This window comes from Ruminococcus sp. D54t1_190329_F1, from assembly GCF_015551645.1.
In the GTDB taxonomy this organism is placed as follows: domain Bacteria; phylum Bacillota; class Clostridia; order Lachnospirales; family Lachnospiraceae; genus Blautia_A; species Blautia_A faecis.
In genome coordinates this window covers 31,938-56,616 of the sequence record NZ_JADNDC010000014.1, presented here as the reverse complement: position 1 = coordinate 56,616, position 24,679 = coordinate 31,938, and the positions used below count along the sequence as shown (strand labels likewise).

Here is a 24,679-nt window from a genome sequence, read left to right as displayed (position 1 = left end):
AAGAACTGAGAGGGTAAGCCCTAATGGCATGCACTGCTGCAGAACATAAAATGGAAGAATTATACGCTGCAATTGAGAAAAAAATCAAAGCTTCCGGTTATCCGCGTGAGATTTCCGGTGCAGATGTGTATGATGATATCTGCGACCAGATCGAGGGAAAAGAGAACGGAAGCTATATTCTGCTGTCCAAGTTTGAGGATGATGTAATCTTTGAGTATCATATCACGGTAATGGATGATGATTTTAATCTCGGGGTTCTTACCATGCGTACGCCTGAGGGAGTATTTGAGACCGATTTTGATGAATAAAAGAACTATAAACAAACATAGAAAGCGTGCATAAAATGAAAGTATTGGAAATTATTTTGCCCGTACTGGTAATGATCCTTCTGGGTATGGCCTGCAAGCGGCTGAAACTGCTGGATCAGAATGGAATTAACAATATGAAGCTTCTGGTGACCCAGATCATGCTTCCTGTAGCAATTTTCCATGCCCTTGCTACGGCAGATTATAATAAAGAAACCGGAATTCTGGTTGGAATCATGTTTGTAATGCTGGTTGTTTCCTTTAGCATCGGTTTTTTACTCCGCCCGCTTATGCCGGCAGAGCGTTACCGGAAATATCTGCCCTTTATGGTCAGTGTATACGAAGGCGGTTCCATGGCCTATCCTTTATATACCAGCCTTTGCGGAGCGGAGAACCTTTCCCAGATCGCTGTGCTGGATATTGCAGGTCTTCTGTTTGGCTTCAGCGTCTATATGGGAATGCTCGGACAGGTGGAAAACGGGGAAAAGATCGATCCGGGAAAACTGTTTTCCAGTGCAATACGTACACCGGCGTTTATTGCAAGTGTGTTGGGAATCATTGCCGGACTTACCGGTGTGGTGCAGAAGCTTCTTGCCGGACCGTTTGCAGGTACCTATACAAGTGTGGAGAGCATTCTCACCACTTCCATAACCTCAGTTATTCTGCTGGTGGTAGGATTCAGCATTGAATTTGATAAGAAACTTTTTTCCCCATGTATCAGGACCATTGTACTTCGTATTCTTCTTCAGGCAGTCATGATCGGGGGAGTGCTGCTGGCAATTCATTACATAGTGGGGGATCACCTGCTTTTGAACCTTGCAGTGATCAGCTACATGTCCGCTCCAGCCACATTCAGTATGCAGACCTTCCTGAAGAGTGAGGATGGAAGCGCTTATGTTTCCACCACCAATTCTCTGTATTGCCTGGTATCCATACTGGTGTATGTGGTTATGGCATTTGTAGTCTATTGATACAGAAAAAGAAAGCTTCAGACAGTATCATCTTTGATATTGTTCTGCAGCTTTCTTTTTTTGTTGGATTCAGGGAAAATATACTGCAAAGTGGGGCGTGCAGATTGCGGGAATGATTTTTCAGATACGCTCCAGAGTGTGTCTGCATGAAACCTCTCTGCTTTGCTTATGGATGAGAAACGGCTGTTTTCTGTATGCGCAGCATAATTTTAGCAGTAAAAATACCATTCTCATAAGTGAAGCTGCTGTCCCCTCCATTCTTTTCTGCAATGTGGCGGACAGACTGGATTCCCACTCCGTTTCCGGGACGCTTGGACGACTGGAAAATATGATTTTTCTCCTGTATTTTCCCTTCAAAGGTATTTTCCACCTGGATCAGGAGAAGGTGCTTATGATGAAGGTAAACCTCTGCATGGATTCTCCTGTTGAAAGGCTTTGCTTTCAGGCTGGCTTCCAGAGCATTTTCCAGAAGGTTGGAGAGGACCAGGCACATATCAATCTGGTCTATGGAAATGTGGGCTGGCAGAGCTGCATTTGCCTGGAAAGGAATGTTCTCCCGTTTTGCCAGAGCGGCATAATGGCTGATCACGCTGTCAGCCGCCTGGTTTTCACAAAAATGCAGGTCGTAGTCTGGAATTTTACTGTTTGCATTGGAAAGGTATTCTTTTATTTTTTCCAGATCTCCCTTTTCCGCAAGGGAAGAAAGCTGCAAAAAGTGATGGCGGATATCGTGTCGTGCCTGCCTTGCCTCCTCTATGGCAGAGCAAAGGTTCTCATATCGTGCCTGCTGAAGGGAGAGAAAATGATTTTCCTGCTGAAGCCTTGCATTTTTATTCAGGCTGTTGGCCATCATAAGAAACATTGTGTAAAACAGCATGAGAATTACAAGAAGCATCAGGCTGATCACAATGTAGCCCTGCAAAATACGTCCAGTATACAGAGTTCCCTCATATTTGGGAATCATAAAGAGATTCAGACCTATAAAAATCAGTGGCAGTATCCAGAAAACATACCAGGTCTGGGCTAAATTTTCGTCATCGATCATAGTGCGGGCTGCATGGGAGGCCGGGTACCAGGCGGCAGCAACGAACAGCAGACATATTACATTGTAAAAAATACCGGCACTGGTGTGAAACCAGATCTCTGTTTCCGGAAGTCCAAGTCTTTCTGCCACAATGGCATTCACTGCTCTGGAAAGGCTGTTTACACAGGCAAAGACCGCACATACTGCCAGAAAAATGCTGCCGGATTTCCAGATAGAGATAGTCAGGCTTTTGTGATAGATCAGCATCAGTACCAGCAGAGTGGGAAAAAGCACTGAGCTGGTAGGAATGTTAAGAAAGTAACAAAATCCTCCTTCCAGGAGACAGATTCCTGCCAGAAGAGGTGCAAGCCATGCAGCCAGTCTGCCGGGCGGTTGTTTCAGATATGTCTGTACCGGCAGATAGGCAAGGAACAGACCAGAAATCATTACCGTAAGCTCCAGAACAGGTCTTAATATAGTATTCATATTCAATGTCCCCTTTGAAACAGAAAATCCATAAAAGTCTGTCTTGCATTTTTAACCAGCTTCCGGCTGACGGAAATCCGGGTTTCATCGTCCAGGATAAACAGGGCTCCATCAAAATCAACAGCATGCTCCAGATTGATCACAACGCCTCTGCTGCAAAGATAAAATCTTGGATCCATTTTCAGGGATGCAGTAAAGGCTTCGAAGGACTGGCGGGTGATCAGCTCTTTGCCGCCGGTAGTGTGAATATGGATCATATGGGAAAAATGTTCTGCGTATATAATATGTCGAAACGGAACCTGTACATTGCTTCCATTTACTTTTATATCTATGTATTTTCCGGAATCCGGGATCCGGGAAAGAACCTCATCGATCAGGTCTGAAATTTCATTTTCGGGATATGGCTTCACAAGGTAGTGCATGGCACGGACCTTGAACCCATCCAGAGCATGATCCGTAGAAGTGGTAGTAAAAATTAAAAGTGCATCCGAGTCAAATGTCCGAAGCTCTCTGGCAGTCTCGATCCCATTTGCACCACTCATGTAGATGTCCAGAAAAACGACGGTGAAAGGACGTTCCTTTGCCGCAATAAGAAAATCTTCTCCATTTTCAAATTCAAATAAATTTACGTGAATCCCACGTCTGGAAAGCTGTTTCGTCAGTACGTCTGCGAGCTTGTCACGCTCTTCTTTAATGTCATCAACAATTGCAATTCTCATAATGGTTTCCTTTGTTTTGTGATAGGTTTATTATAATACCATTCGCGCCATTTTCCAACACTTCGTGACAGAATTATTGAAATATGATGTGGTTTAATTATAATAAACCTATGACTATTAAATCTGGTACCATTTAATTTCGTTTGCATCCATATGAAGCGGGAAGCTGCTGCCATCTCCTTTATAGACGACTGTATCCTGTGACTCGTAAGTATTGTTTACGACACAGTACTTGCCATTCTTTACATAAGCGTGGACCTCTACATTATAATTGGTGGAATACCATCGGTTCAGTTCGTCCTCGGCAGATGCAGACCAGAGAACCGCACGGTAGAGCACACGGCTGTTTCTGAAGCTGTATGGAAGTCCGCTGATGTAAACACCGCGGCCTTTTCCAAAGGTTTTTACTGCCATCTGTACCTCATGGTCATTCTGGATCAGGATCCGGGTTTCCGGAAGTGCAAAAATATTCTTTTTGCCCTCACCGAAGTCCACATCACCTTCTGCATCAGCCAGAATAAAGTGGTCTCTGTGTTCCTCCCAGTTGTATTTATCGGTATTTAAATTGAAGCCTCTTTCTTCTTCCACACCCAGTACATCATCCAGCTGGAAGAATTTTCCCTGCCACTGATGGGCTGCAGGCTCGCCAACTCCGATGAAACCGCCACCATTGTAAACGAACTCCTTTACAGCAGTAATAATGGTTTCATTTACCCAGTACTCGCCGCCGCTTTGCGCAGTATCCGCATCCCCTACATTGATCACAACATCAAATTTTTTCAGCAGATCCTTATCTGCCAGAATATCATCAAAACTGATAAAGGATACATCAAAGGGTGCACCGCTTAATGCCTCAATAATGCCAAAATAAGAGTAATTCTGTTTGTAATAGATTGCGTGATGTACCATATGATTACCCCAGGAACGCATGCGCCCCCAGCAGTTTAACACAGCAACACGTTTCACGCAGTAAGGAGTCACACCCTGGATATTATCATAAAGGGTGCGGAATTCCTGGCAGACCTCTTTAATGTACTGGACAAAATCCGGGAACTGAAGAGCCAGCTTCAGATATCCGCCATAACCAATTCTCTGGATGGGGCTTCTGAGAATGGCACGCCTTGCAGTTACCCAGTTTACCTTCGCCTCTTTCACCGGGTCTCCACCTTCGTGGAAGGTGTCCGGGAAAAAGTATGGAAGAAATCGTCCTTCCGTGTATTTTACATTTTTAATATCGCTGAACAGACGCAGGGTTGCACCATTTCCTACACTTCCAACCACAGCATCAAGACCGATGGAAGCAAACTCATCCATAAATGGCTCCATACCGATCCAGTGGTCACCCATGAACATCATGGCTTCTTTGCCATATTCATGGACAATGTCTACCATTTCCTTTGCAAGCTTCGCGACCTCGCGGCGCTGGAATGCCTGGAAGTCCTTGAATTCCTTGGATGGAATGCGATAGGTATTGTTCATGTAGCCCTGGTCGATAATGTATTCCGGGCGGAATGGATAGCCGACCTCTTTTTCAAACTGCTTCAGCACATATGGACTGACAGATGCGGAATAACCGAACCAGTCCACATATTTCTCCCTTGCCAGCTCATCAAAGATCAGGGTGAACTGATGGAAAAAGGTGGTGAAGCGTACCACATCCACATACTGGTGGGTATCAAGGAATCTGCGGAGGCGCTCCAGAGAATGAGCTCTTGTTTTTGGCTGGCGCACATCAAAGGTGATCTGCGGCTCTACATCTTTCCAGTCGTTTACCACTGCATTGTACATATGTACCGGATCCCACATAATATAAGCCAGGAAGCTGACGGTATACTCATGGAACAGTTTTACAGGTGTAATTACCACATTTCCGCTCGTTTCATCATAATGCCACTGACTTGCCGGAACCACTGCTCCTGTGGTACGGTCGATCACTTCCCACCACTTTGTGATATCATCGCGTGTGTTCACCTTCAGCATATCCGGGTACAGGTGGTCCATAAGGTGGATTTCCAGTTTGTCTGATGTTGCGGTGTGGAAAGAACTCATAATGTACATTTGCTGGATCTCATCCGGATTAGCCTTTGCCCAGGCATTGTCCTTTCGGGTGGTGTAGTAGGTAGCGTAGATTTTCGCACCAGTGTCCTTCAGCTCCTGTGGGAATTCGGTTCCATCACAGTCACGGATGGCATCTGCGCCCCACTCATTCATAATATCCAGTGTTTCCTTTACCACATCCAGGTTGGTAGGAATAGTAACTCTGCCTTTTTTCTGTTCCATTTTGCGACCTCGCTTTTTTTCTTTTTTATTTACAAAGGTTGTTAATATTGTTTGATAGTTGTTTTTTCTGTAATATAAGAATACGTTTTTGACAGCTGTTTTTCAACAGAGTTGTTGCTATGGTTTTTAGAAATCTTGCTGTATTTTCCGTTTCATGGTACTCTAAGTGTGCGAGTGTTTATTCCTTGTTGTCTGAAAACACTGTATTCGAAATATCGGGAGCTGACAGCGCGGACAACAAACTATAGTTTATGATACATAAGGAGAATCTATGAGTACACGTTCCTTTTCTTTTTCCAATGATAATCCACTTTCTACAGAAGCAGTTCTGGTGAATGCCTCATCCTCCAGATACGAAGAGGACTGGCCCAGCATTCCTCATACCCATGCTTTTACGGAGCTTTTTTATGTTTCCAGAGGAAGCGGCGAATTTCTTATAGAAAATCAGCGGTTTTCCATTGCCAGGGACGATCTGGTCATTATCAATCCACATATCCTGCACACGGAAACTTCTCAGAGCGCTGCGCCCCTTTCTTATTATACTGTAGGAGTGGATGGAATTAGTTTTTCTTTCCGGGATCAGAAGGAATTCCAGATTTTCAACTGCCGGAAGATTAATACAGATCTTTTGTTTTATTTCCACTCCCTTTTTCAGGAATTAGATGAGAAAAAAGAGGGTTATGAAGAGATTTGCAGACATACGCTTTCTATTCTTATTGCCCAGCTTCGCAGGATTACAGATTCCGGCTTCCAGCTGGTGCCTTCTTTTCATCCAAGTAAAGAGTGTGCACAGGTCAAGCGCTATCTGGATTCTAACTATGGGGAAGATATCAATCTGGATCAGCTGGCGGCATTAAGTCATCTGAACAAATATTATCTAAGCCACGAGTTTACACGATATTATGGGATTTCTCCCATTAATTATCTGAACCGGCGCAGGATTGAGGTTTGCAAAAATCTTCTGGAAAATACAGATCATGATATTTCTGACATTGCCCATCTTGCAGGCTTTTCTTCCCAGAGCTATCTGGCGCAGAGTTTTCGGAAATCTTGCGGTATGACGGCTATGGAGTACAGACGAAGCAGGCGTGAATAAACAGAGATATTATTTCCGCGAGGCGTTTTTTGTGAACAAGGTTCACAGAAAACCCGAGAATTGCGGCACGAAATCATCCTGCGTCAATATAGCAGATACTTAATTTTCGATGTACTAGTCACGGAGTGACCAGTAACGTTTTGGCTAAAATGCCAAAAAACAGTTGAAGACACAAGTAAAAACTTGTATAATTACTATAGTAAAAAGTGAAATCATATTAAAATCATATACAGGAGGAAACTATTATGAAAGAAGTGAATGACAAAAAAGAGAGCATGAAGCCTATGAGTCAGGCAGCTGTTGAGCTGGATGATGAAGCGTTGGATCAGGTCAGCGGAGGCCTGAAGAGGCTGGACAGCAGTTGGAAACCAGAAATAACAGAGGTTTGTAAGTTATGCGGCTCCACCAGAAACGTCCGTGGTGGTTTGTGCCTGGCATGCAAAAACAAATGCTAGAGCGTGTTTGAAAAATCATTCCCGCAATCTGCACGCCCCACTTTGCGGTATATTTCGCCCGAATTCAGTTGCCGTAGCCCGCTACGGCGCCCTCATCCGGGCGAAATCTCCCACAAATTGTGAAGCACATCTTGCAGAAAGCCTTTTTCAAACACGCTCTAACAGCAAAAGAAAGGATAAAATTAAAACGGTATTATGCTTTCACGAGAAAAAACAAAGACAGACGATCCGAGGCAGGAGGTAAATGATTATCCTGTGAAAGAAAAATATGTCTTAAGCAGATTATTGCCAGAGTATGTATCTTTATACCGGATAGATCTTAATTCCGGTAAATATGAGATACTGAGGCTGGATGAGAATACCAATGCCAGGAAGCTGGCGGAGACAGATCCCCATCCGGCTGAAATTTTTGATGAATATACGAGAAGATATGCAGACAATTTTATTCTAGATGAAGAGAAAGAAGAGTTTATAGACTGGCATCTCTGCGCAAATATGAAAAGAAGGCTTTTACATGAAGAGAAGCTTACTTACCATTACCACAGTGTTTCAAAGGAAGGGAAAGATAGCTATTATGAAGCCTATGTAGTGAAGGGAAAGACAGATGATGAGACCTTTGATGCTTTTCTTGGATATCGCAATATAGACAGTATCCTTTACAAAGAAAAGGAAATCCAGGAGAAACTGCAAAAAGCATTGAATGAGGCCAGATTAGGAAATGAGATCATTTCCTCCATTGCCAGAACGTACCAATATATTTCCAGAATTGATATCCAGGCGGATTATTTTGAGGAAATTTCCAACAGGGATGTGGAGCATCTGAAATATATTCATTCAGGTACTCTGTCTGAAAACAACAAAAGAGTTTGCCGTGGACTGGTGGCAGAAGAGTATCAGGATGCTTTTGAAAAATTTACAGATATCTCTACACTGCCGGAACGAATGAAAGACGAAGAATCCGTCGTTATGGAATACCGGATGAAGGATGGAAGCTGGCATAGTCTGCGCTTTATTGAGAAGAAAAGGGATGAGACTGGCCGCCTGACCCATGTTCTTTGTGCGATTCGAAGTATCAGTGATGCGAAGAGAAGGGAGCAGACTCTTATATACCAGGTTGCAGAAGCAAAGAAGGATGCGGCGGTTAAAACCAGGTTTCTGTCTAATATGAGCCATGATATCCGAACTCCTATGAATGGGATCATAGGCATGGTTGAACTGGCAAACCGTTATCCCAATGACCCTGAAATACAACAAAAATGCAGGGATAAGATTATGGATTCCTCCAGATATCTGGTTTCCCTTGTAAACGATATACTGGATATGAATAAACTGGAGTCGGGAGATATTGTTGATCAGGAGCTTACTTTTGATCTGACAGAAATCCTGAGCAGGATCAACACAGAAAAGCAGCTTCAGGCAGCTGAGAAAAATATAGAATGCATTGTGGATTGGGAAAAATCAGAGCTAAGTCATATATTATTAACCGGAAATTCTGTTTATTTGGAACGGCTTCTGAATGCGATTTCTGATAATGCGGTGAAATTTACAGAACCAGGCGGAAGAATCCATGTATGGTGTAAAGAGAAGTTTGCAGATGAAAAGCGGGTAGTGTATGAATTTGGCTGTGCAGATAATGGTCCTGGTATGAGCCAGGAGTTTGTGGCACATGCGTTTGACCTTTTTGCCCAGGAGAAGGAAACCAGCCGGTCGAAATATGAAGGCACCGGACTGGGACTTCCCATTGCAAAGAAGCTGGCAGACAGAATGGGCGGCACGATCCGGATCGAAAGTAAAGAGGGAACCGGCACAACTGTGATCATGACAATTCCGTTCAAAATCGGAGAAGCAGAAAAAGCCCGGAAACTGGAAGATTTTGTAAAGGACCAGAATACGATTTCCCTTGAAGGTCTCCGGGCATTAGTAGTTGATGATAATGAGCTGAACAGGGAAATCGCCAGCTTTATCCTGGAAGATAACGGGCTTCTTGTGGATTGCGCCAAAGACGGACTGGAGGCAATTGGGAAATTTGAAAAGTCCGAGCCAGGGTATTATGACGTGATTTTAATGGATATCATGATGCCAAACTTAAACGGCTGGGATACTGCCCGGAGAATTCGTTCCATGAAAAGATCAGATGCAGAGCGCGTACCGGTTATTGCCATGAGTGCCAATGCATTTGCAGAAGACATTATAAACAGCCGGATATCTGGCATGGATGAGCATCTTACCAAACCCCTTGAACCGGCAAGGCTTGTAAATGTACTTAAGGATTGTATCTGGAGGAGAAAACATAAGCTGTAAACAGGCTGTTGATCAGTGGAGGAAGGATGCGTGCAATGAGCAACAGCTGCATCCTTGATCGTTGCAAAATCAGAAAAGAAGCTTGATATTGACAAATATATGAGTTAAAATCAGAAGACATAATTCGTTTATATTTTATTGGTTTATGTCAAAAAATTTGTTAGGAGAAAACAGATATGAGTAGTAAATCTAATACACAGGCAATGGAAACGGAAAAAATCCCACGTCTTTTGGCGCAGCTTGCAATTCCTGCTGTTGTGGCACAGATCATTAATCTTTTGTACAACATTGTAGACCGTATTTATATTGGACACATTCCCGGTGTTGGCGCGGCAGCATTAACCGGTGTGGGGTTATTTACGCCAATTCTTATGCTGATTAATGCCTTTGCCATGCTCGCAGGTTCAGGAGGTGCTCCCAGAGCTGCAATTTCCATGGGAAAAAAGGATAATGCGACAGCGGAAAAGATTCTTGGAAACTGTTTCTCGCTTCTTATTCTTATGGCTGTGGCCCTTACGGTGATTTTTTTCGTTTTCGCTCCACAGCTTTTGACAATGTTTGGTGCCAGTGATAAGACCCTTCCTTATGGAGTGTCATACGCAAGAATTTATATACTGGGAAGTATTTTTGTCCTGATCGTAATGGGAATGAATCCCTTTATCACCACACAGGGATTTGCAAAGATCAGTATGATGACCACTGTGATCGGTGCGATGATCAACATTATTCTGGATCCTGTTTTTATTTTTGTATTTGACCTGGGCGTAAGCGGTGCTGCAATTGCTACTGTTTTGAGTCAGGCTGTTGGTGCCATCTGGATTCTTCGTTTCCTGTCAGGAAAAAAGACCATTCTCCATCTCAGGAAAGAGAATTTCAAATTACAAAAAAATATTATTTTACCATGCCTGGGGCTTGGAATATCCACTTTTGTCATGTTGTCCACAGAAAGTATTCTGTCCATCAGTTTCACCTCCAGCCTTTCAAGATATGGCGGAGATCTTGCGGTTGGAGCCATGACTATTATCACAAGTGTCAGCCAGCTTGCAACCTTACCGCTGCAGGGAATATGCCAGGGCGGACAGCCGATCATGAGTTATAATTTCGGTGCCGGCAATAAAGAGCGTGTTAAAAAAGCATTTTTTACGCAGTTTACAGTCTGCACGGTTTTTACCGGCTGCTTCTGGCTGATCATGCTTCTGTTTCCCAGGCTCTTTGCAGGTATTTTCTCTAATGATACGGATCTGATCACGTATACCGCATGGGCACTGAGAATCTATATGGCTGGTATTTTTTCACTGGGATTTCAGGTTTCCTGTCAGCAGAGCTTTATGGCACTGGGACAGGCGAAAGTCAGTCTGCTGCTTGCATGCTTAAGAAAACTGATCCTGTTGATTCCGCTGATCTTTATTCTGCCGCTTTTCATTCAGAATAAGGTATTTGCCGTTTTTCTGGCTGAACCAATCAGTGATATACTGGCAGCAATCATTACAACTTCAACTTTCTTCAGACGATTTGATAAAATATTGGATAGAAGATAAGAATAAAAGCCATTTGGTTGGATATGTTTCTGACGGAATGGCTTATTTTTTTGCTACGACAACCGAATTCGGGCTGAATATGGCGGAAACACATCTTTATACAATCTTAATACAGAATCCGATTCTCTTATACCATCTTTAAAGACAATTATATATAATAAGCTCCAGCAAAAAAGTAATCATTTGTAAGGAGTTTGATCATTTATGCCGAAAAAATCATATAAGAAAAAACATCTGACATCTTTTCAGCTAATAATTCTGGGATTTGCAGGAGTGATCCTTTTGGGAAGCATTCTTTTAATGCTTCCCTTTTCATCTGTAGATAGAATACCAACTCCATTTCATGAGGCTCTTTTTACAGCCACTTCTGCAGTATGCGTTACAGGGCTTGTGGTAAAGGATACCGGAAGCTACTGGTCTCTGGCAGGACAGACAATTATTCTTGTACTCATACAAATAGGCGGACTGGGAGTGGTAACGGTGGCTGCATCTGTTTCCCTTCTTTCCGGTAAAAAAATATCCCTTATGCAGAGAAGTACTCTGCAGGATGCGATTTCCGCGCCTAAGGTTGGCGGAATCGTCAGATTGACAAGATTTATTTTAAAGGGGACATTTTTGATTGAAGCTGCAGGGGCATTGTTACTGCTGCCGGTTTTTTTATGGGATTACAAGGGAAAGGGAATCTGGCTGTCAGTCTTTCATTCTATTTCCGCTTTTTGTAATGCAGGATTTGATATTCTGGGAACATCTGCAAATCCTTTTCCCTCTCTGACCGGGTATTCTGCAAATGTTCTTGTAAATGTAGTGATTATGCTTCTGATCATCATAGGGGGAATCGGTTTTCTCACCTGGGACGATATTTATACCAACAAAATGAAGTTTAAACGTTATCGCATGCAAAGCAAGATTATCCTTGTGACTACTGCATGCTTGATTTTAATTCCGATCATTTTTTTCTTCACCTGTGATTTGAAAAATCTATCCGCAGGGAATCGCTTATTAGCTGCGGCGTTCCAATCGGTAACTACAAGAACTGCCGGATTTAACACGATTGATATTTCAAAGATGAGTGAAGCCTCAAAAGCTGTTATGATATTGTTAATGCTGATTGGCGGTTCACCTGGTTCTACAGCTGGTGGAATGAAAACCACAACGTTTACAGTTCTTTTGTTAAATGCAATTGCCACATTCCGAAGCCAGGAAAATGCAGGGGCTTTTGGCAGGAGGCTGGAATATCATGTGATAAAAAATGCGGCGACAATAGCCATACTTTATTTTACGTTATTTTTTTGCGGCGGACTTGCAATCAGTGTATATGAAGAGCTTCCTCTTTTAGACTGCCTGTATGAAGCTGCTTCAGCTGTGGGAACAGTAGGACTCACACTGGGAATTACACCGAAGCTTCATATGTTTTCGCAAATTGTGCTGATTATACTGATGTATCTGGGGCGTGTAGGTGGTCTGACTCTGATTTATGCGGTGCTTTCAAGAAGAAACAGGGGAAATGCAAAACTGCCTCTGGAGAAAATAACAGTTGGATAAGAAGGAGAAAATATAATTATGAAAAATGTATTGCTTATTGGACTTGGAAGATTTGGAAGACATATTGCTATGCAGCTGAATCAGCTGGGACATGAAATTATGGCAGTTGACTGGAATGAGGAGAGAGTAGATAAAGCATTACCATTTGTGACCAATGCGCAGATTGGTGACAGCACCAATGCTGAATTTTTGCGTTCCCTTGGAATAGGAAATTACGATATCTGTTTTGTAACCATTGGAGGAAGCTTTCAGAATTCTCTTGAAACAACTTCTCTTCTGAAAGAACTGGGAGCGAAACTGGTGATATCCAGGGCTGAGCGTGATGTTCAGGAAAAATTCCTTTTGCGTAATGGTGCGGATAAAGTGGTTTATCCGGAAAAGCAGGTTGCAAAGTGGGCCTCGATCCGTTACACAGATGATCATATCCTCGACTATATGGAGGTGGATGCATCCCATGCGATTTTTGAAGTGGAAGTTCCAGAAGAATGGGTTGGAAAAACAGTAGGAGAACTGGATATCAGAAAACGCTACAATATTAATATTCTGGCAGTAAAAAATGAAGGAGAATTTGGTATTGCAATTTCACCGGATACGTATTTTGAAGAGAATCATAAATTACTGGTATTAGGGGAATACAGAGCCCTTCAGAAATGTTTCCGAATATAATATAGTCATTTGTTATAAAGAGGCTGCTATAGAGGTGAAGACAATGGCAGAAGGAATATTGGCTGTTACTGTATTTTGTTTGTTTGGACTTGGATTTTATATTGCAAATAAAGCAGATCAGTTTTGGGGTGAAATTCAGGAAAATACGGAAGAAAAACAGCAGTCATCGAAGATATTGTTTTTGAATACTCTTTCGGATGAAGAATTGTTAAGAGAGATTCATGAGTGTAAAATTGAATATAAGGAAGCTGAAATTATAATTCTTGATGGACAGTCCGGGTATGAAAAAAAGGATTTTGACCATAATACAGTCGCATGATATAATTGCAAAAACGGCAGAAAAGGGGACTGGCAGGATGAGTCTGGGAATTGAAGAGGATAATAAAAAAACAGACGAACCGGATATTGATATCCATATTATTCCGGATACGGTCAAAACAGAAAACTATCAGAAACGGTCATTTACATGGTATATGGAAAAACCGTCTGCAAAGGATTATTTTCTGACAGTTTTTATATTTGCAGTATGTACTTTGATTGGTCTGCTGTTTCAGAAGCTGGATTTCACAGATACAAATATTGTAACCATATACATTTTGGGAGTTTTGCTTACTTCCATTGTGACAGATGGTTATCTATGCAGTGTGGCCGGTTCTTTCTTAAGTGTCTTTTTATTTTGCTTTTTTCTGACAGAACCAAGGATGTCTTTTCAGACCTATGCGGTGGGTTATCCGGTGACCTTTTTCATAATGCTAATTTCATCCGTACTTACAGGGGCACTTGCGGCGAAGCTGAAAACACATGCAAAGCTTTCTACACAGCTTGCCTTTCGTACACAGATTCTGTTTGATACAGACCGTTTGCTGCAAAAGGCTAAAGGAGAGAGAGAAATTCTTGATGTCACCTGTACACAGCTTCTTCGTCTGCTAAACCGCAATATTACAGCATATGTAGTAGAAAACGGAGCTTTATCAGCGGGAAAGCTTTTTTCCGGTGAGGAAAGAGAGGACGCGGAAGATTTTTTAACACCTGAAGAACAGAAGATAGCCAGATGGGCCTATGAAAACAGACAGCGTGCCGGTGCATCCACACATCATTTTCCACATGCCAAATGCTTATATCTGGCAATTCGGAGCGGGAACAATGTTTACGGTGTAATAGGAATACCGCTGCAGAAAGAAACACTGGACTCTTTTGAATACAGTATCCTGCTGTCCGTGATAAATGAATGTGCACTTGCAATGGAAAATGCCCAAAATGCTATGGAAAAAGAAAAAAATGCAGTGATAGCCAAAAACGAACAGCTGCGGGCAGATCTTCTTCGGGCAATTTCCCATGATCTTCGAACTCCTCTTTGCTCCATTTCAGGTAATGCAGATATGCTTCTTAGCAACAGTGAACGGCTGGATGAAGCTACAAAGCATCAGATCTATACGGATATTTATGATGATTCTGAATGGCTGATCGGAGTTGTGGAGAATCTGCTTTCCGTTACCAGGCTAAATGATGGAAGACTGAAATTCAAATTTACAGATCAGCTGTTAGATGAGGTGATCGCAGAGGCTCTGCGGCATATCAGCCGGAAGCATGACGATTATAAAATCGTAACTGACTGTGAAGAACTTGTTCTTGCACGTATGGATGTCCGCCTTATTATACAGGTTCTGGTAAATTTAATTGACAATGCCATAAAATATACGCCGCCAGGTACTGTAATCAGAATCCGGGGAACTAAAACAGATGGAAAAGCGCAGATAAGCGTGGAGGATAATGGACCTGGGATTCCGGAAGAAATGAAGCCGCATATTTTCCAGATGTTTTATACCGGCAAAACAACAGTTGCGGATAGTCACCGAAGTCTGGGACTGGGGCTGGCGCTTTGTCACTCTATTATAGAAGCCCATGACGGAACCCTGATTCTGACGGACCATGATCCCCATGGATGTAATTTTACTTTTACTTTACCCTTAAGTGAGGTGACATTGAATGAATAAAACATTAATTCTGGTGGTTGAGGATGACAGACCTATAAGAAACCTGATTGTTACGACATTAAAGACACATGACTATAAATATCTGGCAGCAGAAAACGGCTCTTCGGCCATTTTGGAAGCATCTTCTCATCATCCGGATATTGTCCTTCTGGATCTCGGGCTTCCTGATATGGAAGGAGTAGAAGTAATAAAGAAAATCCGTACCTGGTCGAACATGCCGATTATTGTGATCAGTGCCAGAAGTGAGGATACAGATAAAATTGAAGCACTGGACGCTGGTGCAGATGATTATATTACGAAACCGTTTTCTGTAGAGGAATTGCTTGCGCGTATTCGTGTTGCGCAAAGGAGACTTGCAATAACGCAGCCAGGAGAACAGCAGGAAACATCTGTTTTTAAAAATGGTGAATTAGAGATCGATTATTCGGCTGGCTGTGCATATCTGAAGGGTGAAGAATTACATCTTACTCCTATTGAGTATAAGCTGCTTTGCCTTTTATCCCGTAATGCGGGAAAAGTATTGACACATACATTTATTACCCAGCAGATCTGGGGGCGGTGTTCTGAAAATGACGTTGCTTCCCTCCGTGTTTTTATGGCGACACTGCGAAAAAAACTGGAGCCAGAAAAAAATGGTGTGCAATACATCCAGACGCATATTGGAATTGGGTATCGTATGATCAGAATTGAAAGCAATGGTCTGGCCAGGTAATTATTCTCTTAAAAATCATTCTTGAATTATCTTCCTGTTTGTGATAAAATGCCTATTTACAAAAAAGCGGAGGTGCTATATGACATTTTATCAGGAACTTCAGTTGAATCAGGCAGGTTCAAAAGACCTGCTGAAAAAAAGTGAGACCGCAAAAGAAAAAATATATCATCTGTTTGTATATATGGCGAAGGTAGCGGTCACGATGGCATTTTGTTTTTTATTTGTTACTATTTTCAGTATTCTGCTTGGAAATGAGAACAGTATTGTAGGAGTCGTTGTCTTATTATGTCTTATGGTATTTCGAAATGCCGATCTCGGAATCCATACCGGACAGTCTACCATACTTCTGGCTTTGTTTTTCGCAGTTATGACTGTGTGTCCACATCTGGCAAATCAGCTTTCCCCGGTACCGGGAATGCTGTTAAATATTGCTGCATTGGCAGTGCTGATTCTGTTCGGCTGTCATAATCCATTTATGTTTAATCAGTCCACACTCGTTCTTGGATATCTGTTGCTGTATGGATATGACGTAACAGGGAAAAGCTATGAGATGAGACTGGTGGGAATGGCAGCAGGAGCTGTACTTACCTGTCTGGTATTTTATCGGAATCACAGAAACCGGGTTTATAAAAGAAAGATACAGGATGTACTGCAGGAATTTGATCTCTCTTCTTCCAGGACAAAATGGCAGTTATGCCAGATCCTGTGTGTACCGGCTGTACTTTGTATTGCAGAGCTTTTTAAAATGCCACGTGCAATGTGGGCAGGTATTGCAGCTATGTCAGCGATCTTACCGTTTATGGAAGACATGCAGTACAGAGTGAAGAAAAGAATTGTGGGAAATATTGCAGGAGTTCTTTGTTTTACAGCATTGTATTTCCTGCTTCCGTCATCCATCTATGCATACATAGGAATCCTTGGTGGAATCGGTGTGGGATTTTCTGCAAAATATGGCTGGCAGGCTGTATTTAATACATTTGGCGCTTTGGCTATCGCTGCAGAGAGTTATGGATTAAAGGGTGCAGTCAGCCTCAGAGTGATTCAGAATGTATTTGGTGTTGTTTTTGCTCTGGTATTTTGCGCTGTGTTTTATTGGGGTATGTCAAAAAAAATGGCAGGAGAAAACTGATATAAGTAGCCATTTGGTTGGATGCAATTCTGACTGAATGGCTTATTTTTATGCAATAGAAAATATAAAATTTCAAAAATATATACGCTGAAATCAGCCTATTGCAGTATACGAAATCTCAATAACGTGGTATAGTTAGCTTAAATAGGCTTTTTAGAAAACATGCCGTATTTCATATGGCTTCCTGTAGAGCATTGCATCCGCGGTACCTATGGTTGGGAAATCAGGGAGGAGATTGCAGAGCTTCTGGAATCTGGTCCCATTGATAAACCTACCTTTGGAAGCCATTTTTGCCGGAAGTGCCAATCATTGTAGATTCGCTCTGTTGCGCAGGAGTAACGCCAGAGAGTCATGAACTGGCTCTGGAAGCCATGAAAGCGTGTCAGATCAAGGTTATTTAAGCAATCATGATATCTGGGAAAGGTGATATTATGCATTATATTAGAATTACAAAAGAAAACATTGACAAGGAACATATCTGCTGTGCTATGTCAGGAAAAAACAGTATCGTAAAAAAAGAGTGGTTAAAACAGCGTTTTGAAGAAGGACTGGTTTTTTATCGGAGTGCAGAGCGCGGAAAGTGTTTTATTGAATATATTCCTGCAGAAAATGCATGGGTGCCCATTGATGCAGACGGATATATATATATTAACTGCTTATGGGTTTCCGGTTCCATGAAGGGACACGGCTATTCCAATGATTTGCTGAATGAATGCATTCGTGATGCAAAAGAACAAGGGAAAAAGGGAATCTGTATTCTGTCTTCAGAAGGGCGAAAGAAAGAATTTCTGGCAGACCCGAAGTATTTAAAATTTAAGGGATTTTCTGTTGCAGATACTTCGGACTGCGGAATCACTCTTATGTATTTACCATTTGACACAGATACTGAGCCGCCAAAATTCAAAGAATGTGCAAGACACCCGAAAGTAGAAGAGGAAGGATTTGTTCTTTACTATACAGATCAATGTCCCTTTACCTGTTACTGGGTGCCCCGTGTGGCGGAAGTGGCAAAAGAACACAATATTTCTTTCAGGGTAATTCATGTTACAAGCAGAGAAGCCGCACAGAACGTTCCTGCACCGGTGACAACGTATGCACTATTCAGAGATGGAAGATTTCTGACACAGGGAATACAGTCTGATAAAAAATTTCTGGCTCTTGTAGGCCGGGAATCTGATAGAAAATGAATCGGGATTATTAAGGAGAGAAAAAATATGGTAAAAATTATTTCAGACAGTACCTGCGACCTTTCGCAGGAATTATTGAGAAAATATGATATTGACATTCTTCCGCTTCATATTCTTCTGGGTGATAAGGAATATGAGGATGGAAAAAACATTACCCCGGATCAGATTTATACCTGGTCTGACGCAAATAAGACAACGCCTAAAACTTCTGCTCCTGCCCTGGCAGATGCCATGGAACTTTTCCGCCCATATGCAGAGGCTGGAAGGGAAATTGTCTGCTTTTCTATTTCAGCAGGTATGTCCACCTCTGGAAATGTGATGCGCCTTGCTGCTGAAGAGCTGGGGGCTTCTGACAGGATAAAGGTAATCGATTCTGCAAATCTTTCTACAGGTATCGGTCTTCTTGTAATAGAGGCTGCAATTATGGCAAAGAATAACCGGACAGCTTCCCAGATTGTTTCTGAGATAGAGAGGCTAAAGCCAAATGTGCGAGCAAGCTTTGTGGTTGATACCCTCACCTATTTATACCGCGGTGGACGCTGCAATGCAGTAGCGGCTATGGCCGGAGGTATTTTAAAACTGCATCCCAGGATTGTAGTAGAAAATGGCGCCATGAATGCTTCTAAGAAATACCGGGGGAAAATTAATTCTGTTATCATGGACTATGTTAAAGATATGGAAAAAGATTTAAAAAATGCGAGACCAGAACGTGTATTCATAACACATTCTGGCTGTAAACAGGAAACTGTAGAGAAAGTGCGGGCTTATCTGGAAGAGCTTGGCGTTTTTGATGAGATATTGGAAACCAGGGCAGGTGGTGTTATATCAAGTCATTGTGGACCTGGCACATTAGGTGTGTTGTATATTGCAAAATCGTAAAGCATGCCCCCCTTTTTATAAAACTGCACAGTATAGTTTTTCATTTGGCTTTGTAATTGTTATTCATCCCTGACACACTTCCATAAATTGCTCAGCTCGCTTTTTTCCTGGCTTTTGATAAATTCATCAACCCCAATCATGGCAGTATCACCAAAATCATCAAAAGCGCTTGCAGGAGTCTTACAGAAAACAAATCGGATACTTGAAACATCGTAATTTGGTGATTCGTCGAAGTGCAATGCAACATCCTTTGCTCGCCGAAGGCTGTTGATTGCTTCTTCTTTTTTACACAGCGACAGCAGAACATCCGCTCGCAGTGCCCAAAGAAATGCTTCGCTTTTGTCCATATATCCCTGTTTTTCGGGATCTTTTAGCCCGGGATAAAAGGCAAGAGCCCAATCCACAAGAGCTAGAGCATTTGCATAATCTTTTGTCTTACAGAAAACATTCATATATCCCACCACAATTTCAAAGTGCGTCACAGTTAAATCTAATAATGCCCTCGATAAAAAGGGAAGTGCTCCCTCCGGATCATTGCAAGAGGATGCAAGCACCATTCCAATCGAAGAGTGGTTCAGCCGACATGGATTGTTCTCTTTCAATAATGCAATTCCTTTGTCATATTCCCCAAGCGCAAAATGGATTTCAGCCATTTCCCTGCGAACAGAAACATCACTTATCTCCGGATCTTTGTTTTGTCCGATCAGTATACATGCACGTTCACAAAGGGAAAGCGCCTTCTTTGAATAAGCAGCATTCTTTTGCGTCAGTCCTCTTAAACGGTAGATTCTGGCACTGTAATAAACAACATCAAAACAATTCGGATAACACTGTAATGCCTTTTCAACATCAGAAAAAACATCCTCAGTATCTCTGTCGTGAGAATACTGCTTCAGCCTTGTAATTACAGTTTCTCTGTTATTGTTTCTAAACTGGTATCCGATAAGCGCATCGATAGACACCTCAAACAGATCTGCCATCTCCGCAATCAGGTTTAATTCCGGCGTCGCCACACCCCGTTCCCATTTTGAGACAGATGCAAAGGTAACGCCTAAAGCTTCCGCTAACTGCTCCTGTGTCATAGCGTGTTCTTTTCGCAACTTGCTTATATTTGCAGAAAGTGATAATTTCATCTTTGGTACCTCCCTTTTTCTTTATATCTATATTTTACTGCAAATTTGCAAATAAGGAAGGTATCAAGAGTACAATTAGTTTAGTTTTTTTTGGACTGTTAGTTTAGCATTTGCATAGTCAGCTTATCATAATTATTTATGCGAAAATGAATTATTGGGGGATATTTTTGTTTTCTATGCGTCTAATAGATGTAAAGAAAAAGCTGGCCGGCATGAAAAAGAGGTGGTATTTAAATGACAAAAGAACAACTGGGAAATCTGGTCCTGGATTCGGAAAGACAATTATACTCAACTGCAAAAACAATCTTATTCAGTGACCAGGACTGTGCAGATGCTATCCAGGAGACAATTGTAAAAGCTTTTTCCAAAATAGACACATTAAAAAACGATAAATATGCCCGTACCTGGTTGATCCGAATTTTGATCAACGAATGTTACAACCTCGTACGTAAGTCCAGTAAGTTTATTTCGTTTGAAGATCTGGAGGACAGACTGGAAATGGAATCAGAAAAGTCAAAGGATTACAGCGAATTGTATGCCGCTGTAAATTCCTTAAAAGAGGAGCTGCGTTTGCCCGTTATTTTGTATTACATAGAAGATTTCAGCGTAAGAGAAATCGCCCAGATCCTTGAAATATCGGAAGGTGCTGTTCAGAAGAGACTTGCAAGGGCAAGGGGAAAATTAAGGCAGGAATTGCAGGAGGTGCTGGTATGAGATTAGAAGATATGAAAAGCGATATTCCCGAAACACCGGATTTTATCCATAAAATGATTCAAAATGAGGTTGCAAAGCAGATACAGGATACAAAGGTGATGAATCTTCAAAGAAGAAAAACATGGACGATTCCCAAAATCGCAGCTGTAGCAGCTGCTTGTACGCTGGCAGTTTCCACAGCAGCATATGCAGGTGTAAATCTGTATCACTGGTTTCTGGAGAAGCAGGGCGCTTATGGTGTAGCGGTTAAAATTGATGCCGATAGCATGGCAAAGGAAACCATGCTTCCAGATGAGGTTCCAAAGGTAAATCTGTTTGCCAGATACATTCCAAAAGGCATGAGCTGGAATGACGAGTATCATCTTCAGTATCCGGAACATGAACAGACCGGCGGGTTTAGCTTTGCATCTGTTCTGTTGGATAAAAATGATCTGGGACAGGTTGTGCAGGATCAGAATGTTATTGATAGCGAGGAGCGTACATTTGGAGAATATCAGGGAGTATACCTAAAGTATAATAGCATCGCCAAAAGTGGAACTTTTAACCAGAGAATTTACCTTGTCTGCCCGGATTTATACCGTGTGATTATGATCTACATAGGAGATGACGTATCAAAAGAGGATGCCATAAAGGTGGCTGAGAATCTGGTGATTACGGGAAACACAACTATGGTAAAAACTGCCGGGATGCCTACCTGGAGTGAAGACATGATAGCTGAAAAGATAGAAAATGATGATGATGAAATAATCACTTCTGTAAATGAGAAGGAGCTGCCTGTTTACCAGATCGGTGACACCTTTGATCTGAATGCGACTGGGGAAGACACAAATGGTGAGTATCTGACGAAAACCATTTCTGCAAAGGTGGATTCCATCCAGATCGCAGATGACCTTCAGCTTCTTGAGCCTGACAAAATACCGGAGGAATGGACAGAAGCAATTGGGGCTGATGGAAAACTGTCTGCAAATACATTGAATTATGTAAAATCTGGTGATGGAATCAATTCCCTGGATGAGATTGTGAAGTCAGAAGCTGTGAACCAGAAACTGGTTTATGCCACAGTGACCTATACAAACAATTCAGATGAGGAAATCGACCATATGCTTTATCTTGGTGCTTTGCTAACCATGACAAAGGAAAATGGAAGAGTACAGATTTACGTTCCAACGGAACAGTCCGGCGATGGCTATGACCGCATCACCTGGGATGGCATGGCAAAGACCGGAGAAATGGTTTATTATAATGTCTCTGAAAATTATGGCAATGGCGGAAACTACATTTCCTCTATAAAGCCAGATGAAAGCGTGCAGCTGAACATGGCCTGGATCGTAAATGAAAATGACCTGGAAAATCTGTATCTTAATGTAACCGGTGATGGAGCCTCGTATGAGTTTTCTGAAAATATACTAAAAAATGGACTTGTAGATATTCGCAAATAATAGTTTAAATATGTAAAAAACGAAGCAAATTAACCATTTCCGGCAGTCAACAGCTGTCGTGTTAAAAGTCCCGGAATGCCAGTAATGTGGATTCCGGGACTTTTGGATAAAAACTAAAAAATGGTTGTCTCACGTTTAATTAGAGTGGGTAGTACTGTTTTGTGAATGGGGGTCTCCATAATAGCTGGGCGACGCTTTTTACGGTTTTTCATCTGCATGACGAGGATATCCATGGCTTCTTTAGTAAGAACATCGATTTGCTGATGTATCGTGCTGAATGGTATAAGGTATTCTGACGCAATCGGTGAATCGTCAAAACCAACAACCTGATAGGTTGGAGGTAATTCTCCGTATTTCTTTAGAACCAAATTTAAAAAAATAGATGCCAAAGGATCCTGACGCAGGACTTTCACTTATTCGAATCTATGATCAACTGAAAAATTATATTGGAAAAGAACTTTACTTTGTGATAGAAAACGGAAATGAAACAGGCTTTTCTTTTATCAATGTGGATGATTTCAGGACTTCTATGACGGAAAAATATGCCCTGCTCCGATACGAAGTTATGATGCCAAAGCAATCAGGCTACCGGATGGGACAAGTATGAATCGAGCAAATCATATATTGCTGGGCTGGGCAGAAACACGAAATACCAATGTAATTGATCCTGCCACCAATGAAGATGCTTACGCACAAATAATTTATATGCCAGGTAGTTCATATCCGATTCAGGATAAAGATGTTACATTGTATGCAGTTTAGGCACAAAACAGTGGAACGCTGATGGAAGATATTACGATTGCGGTAAGAAATGATGGCAAGGTACCCTCAGAACCCGCCATTTAAATAGCGTTTTTCGAAATCAGAAATGAAATCGAGAAACGCTTCTTATTTCCGCAATTTTGCTTCGTCCTGTAAATTTCAGTGTACCTATTCTTTTGGGTCAGATCATATCGTAAAGGAAAATTATTGGATTAAACATAATTTTACTGGCTGTAATGATAGTGACAATGAAATTCTTTTACTATATTCTGATAATGTAAAGATTGCATAATATTGATTGTGGAAAGGGGGCAGCAGAATGAAGAAAAGGATATTGACTGTGGTGATTGCAATCGCAATACTGGCAGGAATTGCGGTACCGGTAAGGGCAGAAGAAACTGTTCCGGAAGAAGCCGTGGAGTGCCTGACAGAGATGCCTTATGAAGCATTACCGGAAGAAGAGTTTGAGTTTGATGAAGCAAGCAGAACGATTACTGCGTATATCGGAACATCTGTGGATGTTATTATACCGCGTACGATTGGTGGTGTGCCGGTAGAAAATATTTCTTATAATGCTTTTGAATGTGCAAGAGATTATGTGCATTCGGATATGGCAACCAATCAGAAAGAAGGCGAGTGGCTGCCAATGCGCTGTCTGATTCTGCCGGAGACATTGAAGTCTATAGAGGACAGTGCTTTTACCCACTGCCATGATCTGGAAACTGTGATTTGTTATGCACCTCTGGAAAATACGAATAAAGGTTTATTTGAGGAATGTAAGGGATTGAAAACAGTGATTTTTGTGAACGGGGTTGGAGAGATGGACAATTACCTGTTTAATTACTGTAAGAATTTGAAGACCGTATGGTGGAAGGGAAAGGTAAACAGAATCGGGGTACAGTGTTTTGGAGCTACAGGTTTGGAGCAGTTCTGTGTGAATGCGAAGAATATTGACAGTTGTGCATTTATCGGATGTGAAGATTTGAAGGAAATACACATTCGCAGCGGAGTTGAGAATCTTAATATGACAGCATTTGCAATGCTGACAGGAATCGAAACAATTTGTCTGGAAGGGATTGATCCAGATGTAATGGAAGCAGACTGGGTGAACTTACAGAACAGCACAGTTACTATCCTGGTGCCAGAGGATACTACTGATGAACAGCTGCAGCTTGTGACTCAGAAGTTTGCAAGTGCATATATAATTATAAATAAATCCCAGGTACAGAAGGGTAGCTGCCAGCTGTCGGAGAATCCAATGCCGGATATTGATGGCATAGTTGGTGAATATGGTATTTAACCGAATCAAGTAGCGAAGCGGACCTGGAATATCCGCTTGACAGGGAA

At 41.9% G+C, this 24,679-nt stretch carries 22 protein-coding genes and 3 pseudogenes; 20 read left to right on the top strand and 5 right to left on the bottom strand.

Annotation, left to right across the window (positions count from 1 at the left end):
* Nucleotides 1-50 precede the first annotated feature (50 nt).
* Nucleotides 51-308, top strand: coding sequence for a hypothetical protein (locus tag I2D69_RS08270; protein ID WP_148462016.1), 258 nt, complete (start codon nucleotides 51-53; stop codon nucleotides 306-308).
* 35 nt (nucleotides 309-343) lie between these two features.
* Complete coding sequence (locus tag I2D69_RS08265) at nucleotides 344-1,276, top strand: AEC family transporter (protein WP_173771406.1); 933 nt, start codon at nucleotides 344-346, stop codon at nucleotides 1,274-1,276.
* 166 nt (nucleotides 1,277-1,442) lie between these two features.
* Here I2D69_RS08265 and I2D69_RS08260 read toward each other — a convergent pair whose 3' ends face one another.
* From I2D69_RS08260 to gnpA, 3 genes are all read right to left on the bottom strand, one after another.
* A complete protein-coding gene (locus I2D69_RS08260) occupies nucleotides 1,443-2,786 on the bottom strand; it encodes a sensor histidine kinase (RefSeq protein WP_195379717.1) in 1,344 nt (447 codons plus the stop codon).
* 2 nt (nucleotides 2,787-2,788) lie between these two features.
* Nucleotides 2,789-3,505 carry a LytTR family DNA-binding domain-containing protein gene (locus I2D69_RS08255; RefSeq protein WP_118578074.1) on the bottom strand — a complete coding sequence of 239 codons (717 nt, stop codon included), beginning with the start codon at nucleotides 3,503-3,505 and terminating at the stop codon, nucleotides 2,789-2,791.
* 117 nt (nucleotides 3,506-3,622) lie between these two features.
* Nucleotides 3,623-5,785, bottom strand: a complete 2,163-nt coding sequence (gene gnpA, locus I2D69_RS08250; RefSeq protein WP_195379716.1) for a 1,3-beta-galactosyl-N-acetylhexosamine phosphorylase — start codon at nucleotides 5,783-5,785, stop codon at nucleotides 3,623-3,625.
* A 271-nt stretch (nucleotides 5,786-6,056) separates the two neighbouring features.
* Between gnpA and I2D69_RS08245 the strand changes: the two genes are divergently transcribed.
* The gene (locus I2D69_RS08245; RefSeq protein WP_148462020.1) at nucleotides 6,057-6,881 is read left to right on the top strand and encodes a helix-turn-helix domain-containing protein; all 825 of its coding nucleotides are present in this window, start codon (nucleotides 6,057-6,059) and stop codon (nucleotides 6,879-6,881) included.
* 330 nt (nucleotides 6,882-7,211) lie between these two features.
* On the opposite strand, the pseudogene I2D69_RS20935 reads toward I2D69_RS08245, so the two are convergent.
* Nucleotides 7,212-7,466: pseudogene (locus I2D69_RS20935) on the bottom strand (DUF6783 domain-containing protein).
* On the opposite strand from I2D69_RS20935, the pseudogene I2D69_RS20930 reads away from it, so the two are divergent.
* The 12 genes and pseudogenes from I2D69_RS20930 to I2D69_RS08185 all read left to right on the top strand — a co-directional run.
* Nucleotides 7,404-7,580 (top strand): annotated as a pseudogene (locus I2D69_RS20930) (DUF6783 domain-containing protein); the annotation flags it as partial. The pseudogenes I2D69_RS20935 and I2D69_RS20930 sit on opposite strands and share 63 nt — an antisense overlap.
* 11 nt (nucleotides 7,581-7,591) lie before the next feature.
* The gene (locus I2D69_RS20925; protein WP_173771414.1) at nucleotides 7,592-9,637 is read left to right on the top strand and encodes an ATP-binding protein; all 2,046 of its coding nucleotides are present in this window, start codon (nucleotides 7,592-7,594) and stop codon (nucleotides 9,635-9,637) included.
* 176 nt (nucleotides 9,638-9,813) lie between these two features.
* Nucleotides 9,814-11,175, top strand: coding sequence for an MATE family efflux transporter (locus I2D69_RS08230; protein ID WP_148462024.1), 1,362 nt, complete (start codon nucleotides 9,814-9,816; stop codon nucleotides 11,173-11,175).
* A gap of 204 nt (nucleotides 11,176-11,379) precedes the next feature.
* On the top strand, nucleotides 11,380-12,717 hold the full coding sequence (locus I2D69_RS08225) for a potassium transporter TrkG (RefSeq protein WP_148462025.1): 1,338 nt from the start codon (nucleotides 11,380-11,382) through the stop codon (nucleotides 12,715-12,717).
* 18 nt (nucleotides 12,718-12,735) lie between these two features.
* The gene (locus I2D69_RS08220) at nucleotides 12,736-13,383 is read left to right on the top strand and encodes a TrkA family potassium uptake protein (protein WP_148462026.1); all 648 of its coding nucleotides are present in this window, start codon (nucleotides 12,736-12,738) and stop codon (nucleotides 13,381-13,383) included.
* A 43-nt stretch (nucleotides 13,384-13,426) separates the two neighbouring features.
* Entirely contained in the window at nucleotides 13,427-13,702 is a 276-nt protein-coding gene (locus I2D69_RS08215) for a hypothetical protein (RefSeq protein WP_148462027.1), read from the top strand.
* Between the two features lie 37 nt (nucleotides 13,703-13,739).
* A complete protein-coding gene (locus tag I2D69_RS08210; RefSeq protein WP_226815022.1) occupies nucleotides 13,740-15,377 on the top strand; it encodes an ATP-binding protein in 1,638 nt (545 codons plus the stop codon).
* Nucleotides 15,370-16,089, top strand: a complete 720-nt coding sequence (locus tag I2D69_RS08205) for a response regulator transcription factor (protein WP_173771418.1) — start codon at nucleotides 15,370-15,372, stop codon at nucleotides 16,087-16,089. The genes I2D69_RS08210 and I2D69_RS08205 overlap by 8 nt, the downstream gene beginning before the upstream one ends.
* A 79-nt stretch (nucleotides 16,090-16,168) precedes the next feature.
* Entirely contained in the window at nucleotides 16,169-17,218 is a 1,050-nt protein-coding gene (locus I2D69_RS08200) for an FUSC family protein (protein ID WP_173735589.1), read from the top strand.
* A gap of 180 nt (nucleotides 17,219-17,398) precedes the next feature.
* A pseudogene (locus I2D69_RS08195) lies at nucleotides 17,399-17,619 on the top strand (amidase); the annotation flags it as partial.
* Between the two features lie 30 nt (nucleotides 17,620-17,649).
* Nucleotides 17,650-18,405, top strand: a complete 756-nt coding sequence (locus tag I2D69_RS08190; protein ID WP_148462030.1) for a GNAT family N-acetyltransferase — start codon at nucleotides 17,650-17,652, stop codon at nucleotides 18,403-18,405.
* A 27-nt stretch (nucleotides 18,406-18,432) separates the two neighbouring features.
* Nucleotides 18,433-19,284 (top strand): DegV family protein, encoded by an 852-nt coding sequence (locus I2D69_RS08185; RefSeq protein ID WP_173735590.1) that lies wholly within the window; start codon nucleotides 18,433-18,435, stop codon nucleotides 19,282-19,284.
* A 59-nt stretch (nucleotides 19,285-19,343) separates the two neighbouring features.
* Here the strand turns inward: I2D69_RS08185 and I2D69_RS08180 are convergent, their stop codons facing one another.
* Nucleotides 19,344-20,417, bottom strand: coding sequence for a helix-turn-helix transcriptional regulator (locus I2D69_RS08180; protein WP_148462032.1), 1,074 nt, complete (start codon nucleotides 20,415-20,417; stop codon nucleotides 19,344-19,346).
* A gap of 234 nt (nucleotides 20,418-20,651) precedes the next feature.
* Between I2D69_RS08180 and I2D69_RS08175 the strand changes: the two genes are divergently transcribed.
* The 5 genes from I2D69_RS08175 to I2D69_RS08150 all read left to right on the top strand — a co-directional run bounded on the left by I2D69_RS08175 (nucleotide 20,652) and on the right by I2D69_RS08150 (nucleotide 24,632).
* Nucleotides 20,652-21,131: a sigma-70 family RNA polymerase sigma factor gene (locus I2D69_RS08175; RefSeq protein ID WP_148462033.1), complete on the top strand. Its 480-nt coding sequence runs from the start codon at nucleotides 20,652-20,654 to the stop codon at nucleotides 21,129-21,131.
* Nucleotides 21,128-22,570, top strand: coding sequence for a hypothetical protein (locus I2D69_RS08170; RefSeq protein ID WP_173771423.1), 1,443 nt, complete (start codon nucleotides 21,128-21,130; stop codon nucleotides 22,568-22,570). Before I2D69_RS08175 ends, I2D69_RS08170 begins: the two co-directional genes overlap by 4 nt.
* A gap of 382 nt (nucleotides 22,571-22,952) precedes the next feature.
* Nucleotides 22,953-23,177, top strand: coding sequence for a hypothetical protein (locus I2D69_RS08160; protein ID WP_173771425.1), 225 nt, complete (start codon nucleotides 22,953-22,955; stop codon nucleotides 23,175-23,177).
* A complete protein-coding gene (locus I2D69_RS08155) occupies nucleotides 23,174-23,332 on the top strand; it encodes a hypothetical protein (protein WP_173771427.1) in 159 nt (52 codons plus the stop codon). Before I2D69_RS08160 ends, I2D69_RS08155 begins: the two co-directional genes overlap by 4 nt.
* Before the next feature lie 319 nt (nucleotides 23,333-23,651).
* Complete coding sequence (locus I2D69_RS08150) at nucleotides 23,652-24,632, top strand: leucine-rich repeat domain-containing protein (RefSeq protein WP_195379715.1); 981 nt, start codon at nucleotides 23,652-23,654, stop codon at nucleotides 24,630-24,632.
* Nucleotides 24,633-24,679 lie beyond the last annotated feature (47 nt).

Excerpts from the sequence above, each read along its gene's own strand:
- I2D69_RS08175 (WP_148462033.1), top strand. The coding sequence starts at position 20,652 with ATGACAAAAGAACAACTGGGAAATCTGGTCCTGGATTCGGAAAGACAA.
- I2D69_RS08180 (WP_148462032.1), bottom strand. The coding sequence starts at position 20,417 with ATGAAATTATCACTTTCTGCAAATATAAGCAAGTTGCGAAAAGAACAC.
- I2D69_RS08170 (WP_173771423.1), top strand. The coding sequence starts at position 21,128 with ATGAGATTAGAAGATATGAAAAGCGATATTCCCGAAACACCGGATTTT.
- I2D69_RS08230 (WP_148462024.1), top strand. The coding sequence starts at position 9,814 with ATGAGTAGTAAATCTAATACACAGGCAATGGAAACGGAAAAAATCCCA.
- I2D69_RS08190 (WP_148462030.1), top strand. The coding sequence starts at position 17,650 with ATGCATTATATTAGAATTACAAAAGAAAACATTGACAAGGAACATATC.
- I2D69_RS08225 (WP_148462025.1), top strand. The coding sequence starts at position 11,380 with ATGCCGAAAAAATCATATAAGAAAAAACATCTGACATCTTTTCAGCTA.
- I2D69_RS08200 (WP_173735589.1), top strand. The coding sequence starts at position 16,169 with ATGACATTTTATCAGGAACTTCAGTTGAATCAGGCAGGTTCAAAAGAC.
- I2D69_RS08155 (WP_173771427.1), top strand. The coding sequence starts at position 23,174 with ATGAATCGAGCAAATCATATATTGCTGGGCTGGGCAGAAACACGAAAT.
- I2D69_RS08265 (WP_173771406.1), top strand. The coding sequence starts at position 344 with ATGAAAGTATTGGAAATTATTTTGCCCGTACTGGTAATGATCCTTCTG.
- I2D69_RS08205 (WP_173771418.1), top strand. The coding sequence starts at position 15,370 with ATGAATAAAACATTAATTCTGGTGGTTGAGGATGACAGACCTATAAGA.
- I2D69_RS08220 (WP_148462026.1), top strand. The coding sequence starts at position 12,736 with ATGAAAAATGTATTGCTTATTGGACTTGGAAGATTTGGAAGACATATT.
- I2D69_RS08150 (WP_195379715.1), top strand. The coding sequence starts at position 23,652 with ATGAAGAAAAGGATATTGACTGTGGTGATTGCAATCGCAATACTGGCA.
- I2D69_RS08255 (WP_118578074.1), bottom strand. The coding sequence starts at position 3,505 with ATGAGAATTGCAATTGTTGATGACATTAAAGAAGAGCGTGACAAGCTC.
- I2D69_RS08210 (WP_226815022.1), top strand. The coding sequence starts at position 13,740 with ATGAGTCTGGGAATTGAAGAGGATAATAAAAAAACAGACGAACCGGAT.
- gnpA (WP_195379716.1), bottom strand. The coding sequence starts at position 5,785 with ATGGAACAGAAAAAAGGCAGAGTTACTATTCCTACCAACCTGGATGTG.
- I2D69_RS08185 (WP_173735590.1), top strand. The coding sequence starts at position 18,433 with ATGGTAAAAATTATTTCAGACAGTACCTGCGACCTTTCGCAGGAATTA.
- I2D69_RS08215 (WP_148462027.1), top strand. The coding sequence starts at position 13,427 with ATGGCAGAAGGAATATTGGCTGTTACTGTATTTTGTTTGTTTGGACTT.
- I2D69_RS08270 (WP_148462016.1), top strand. The coding sequence starts at position 51 with ATGGAAGAATTATACGCTGCAATTGAGAAAAAAATCAAAGCTTCCGGT.
- I2D69_RS08260 (WP_195379717.1), bottom strand. The coding sequence starts at position 2,786 with ATGAATACTATATTAAGACCTGTTCTGGAGCTTACGGTAATGATTTCT.
- I2D69_RS08245 (WP_148462020.1), top strand. The coding sequence starts at position 6,057 with ATGAGTACACGTTCCTTTTCTTTTTCCAATGATAATCCACTTTCTACA.
- I2D69_RS08160 (WP_173771425.1), top strand. The coding sequence starts at position 22,953 with ATGCCAAAGGATCCTGACGCAGGACTTTCACTTATTCGAATCTATGAT.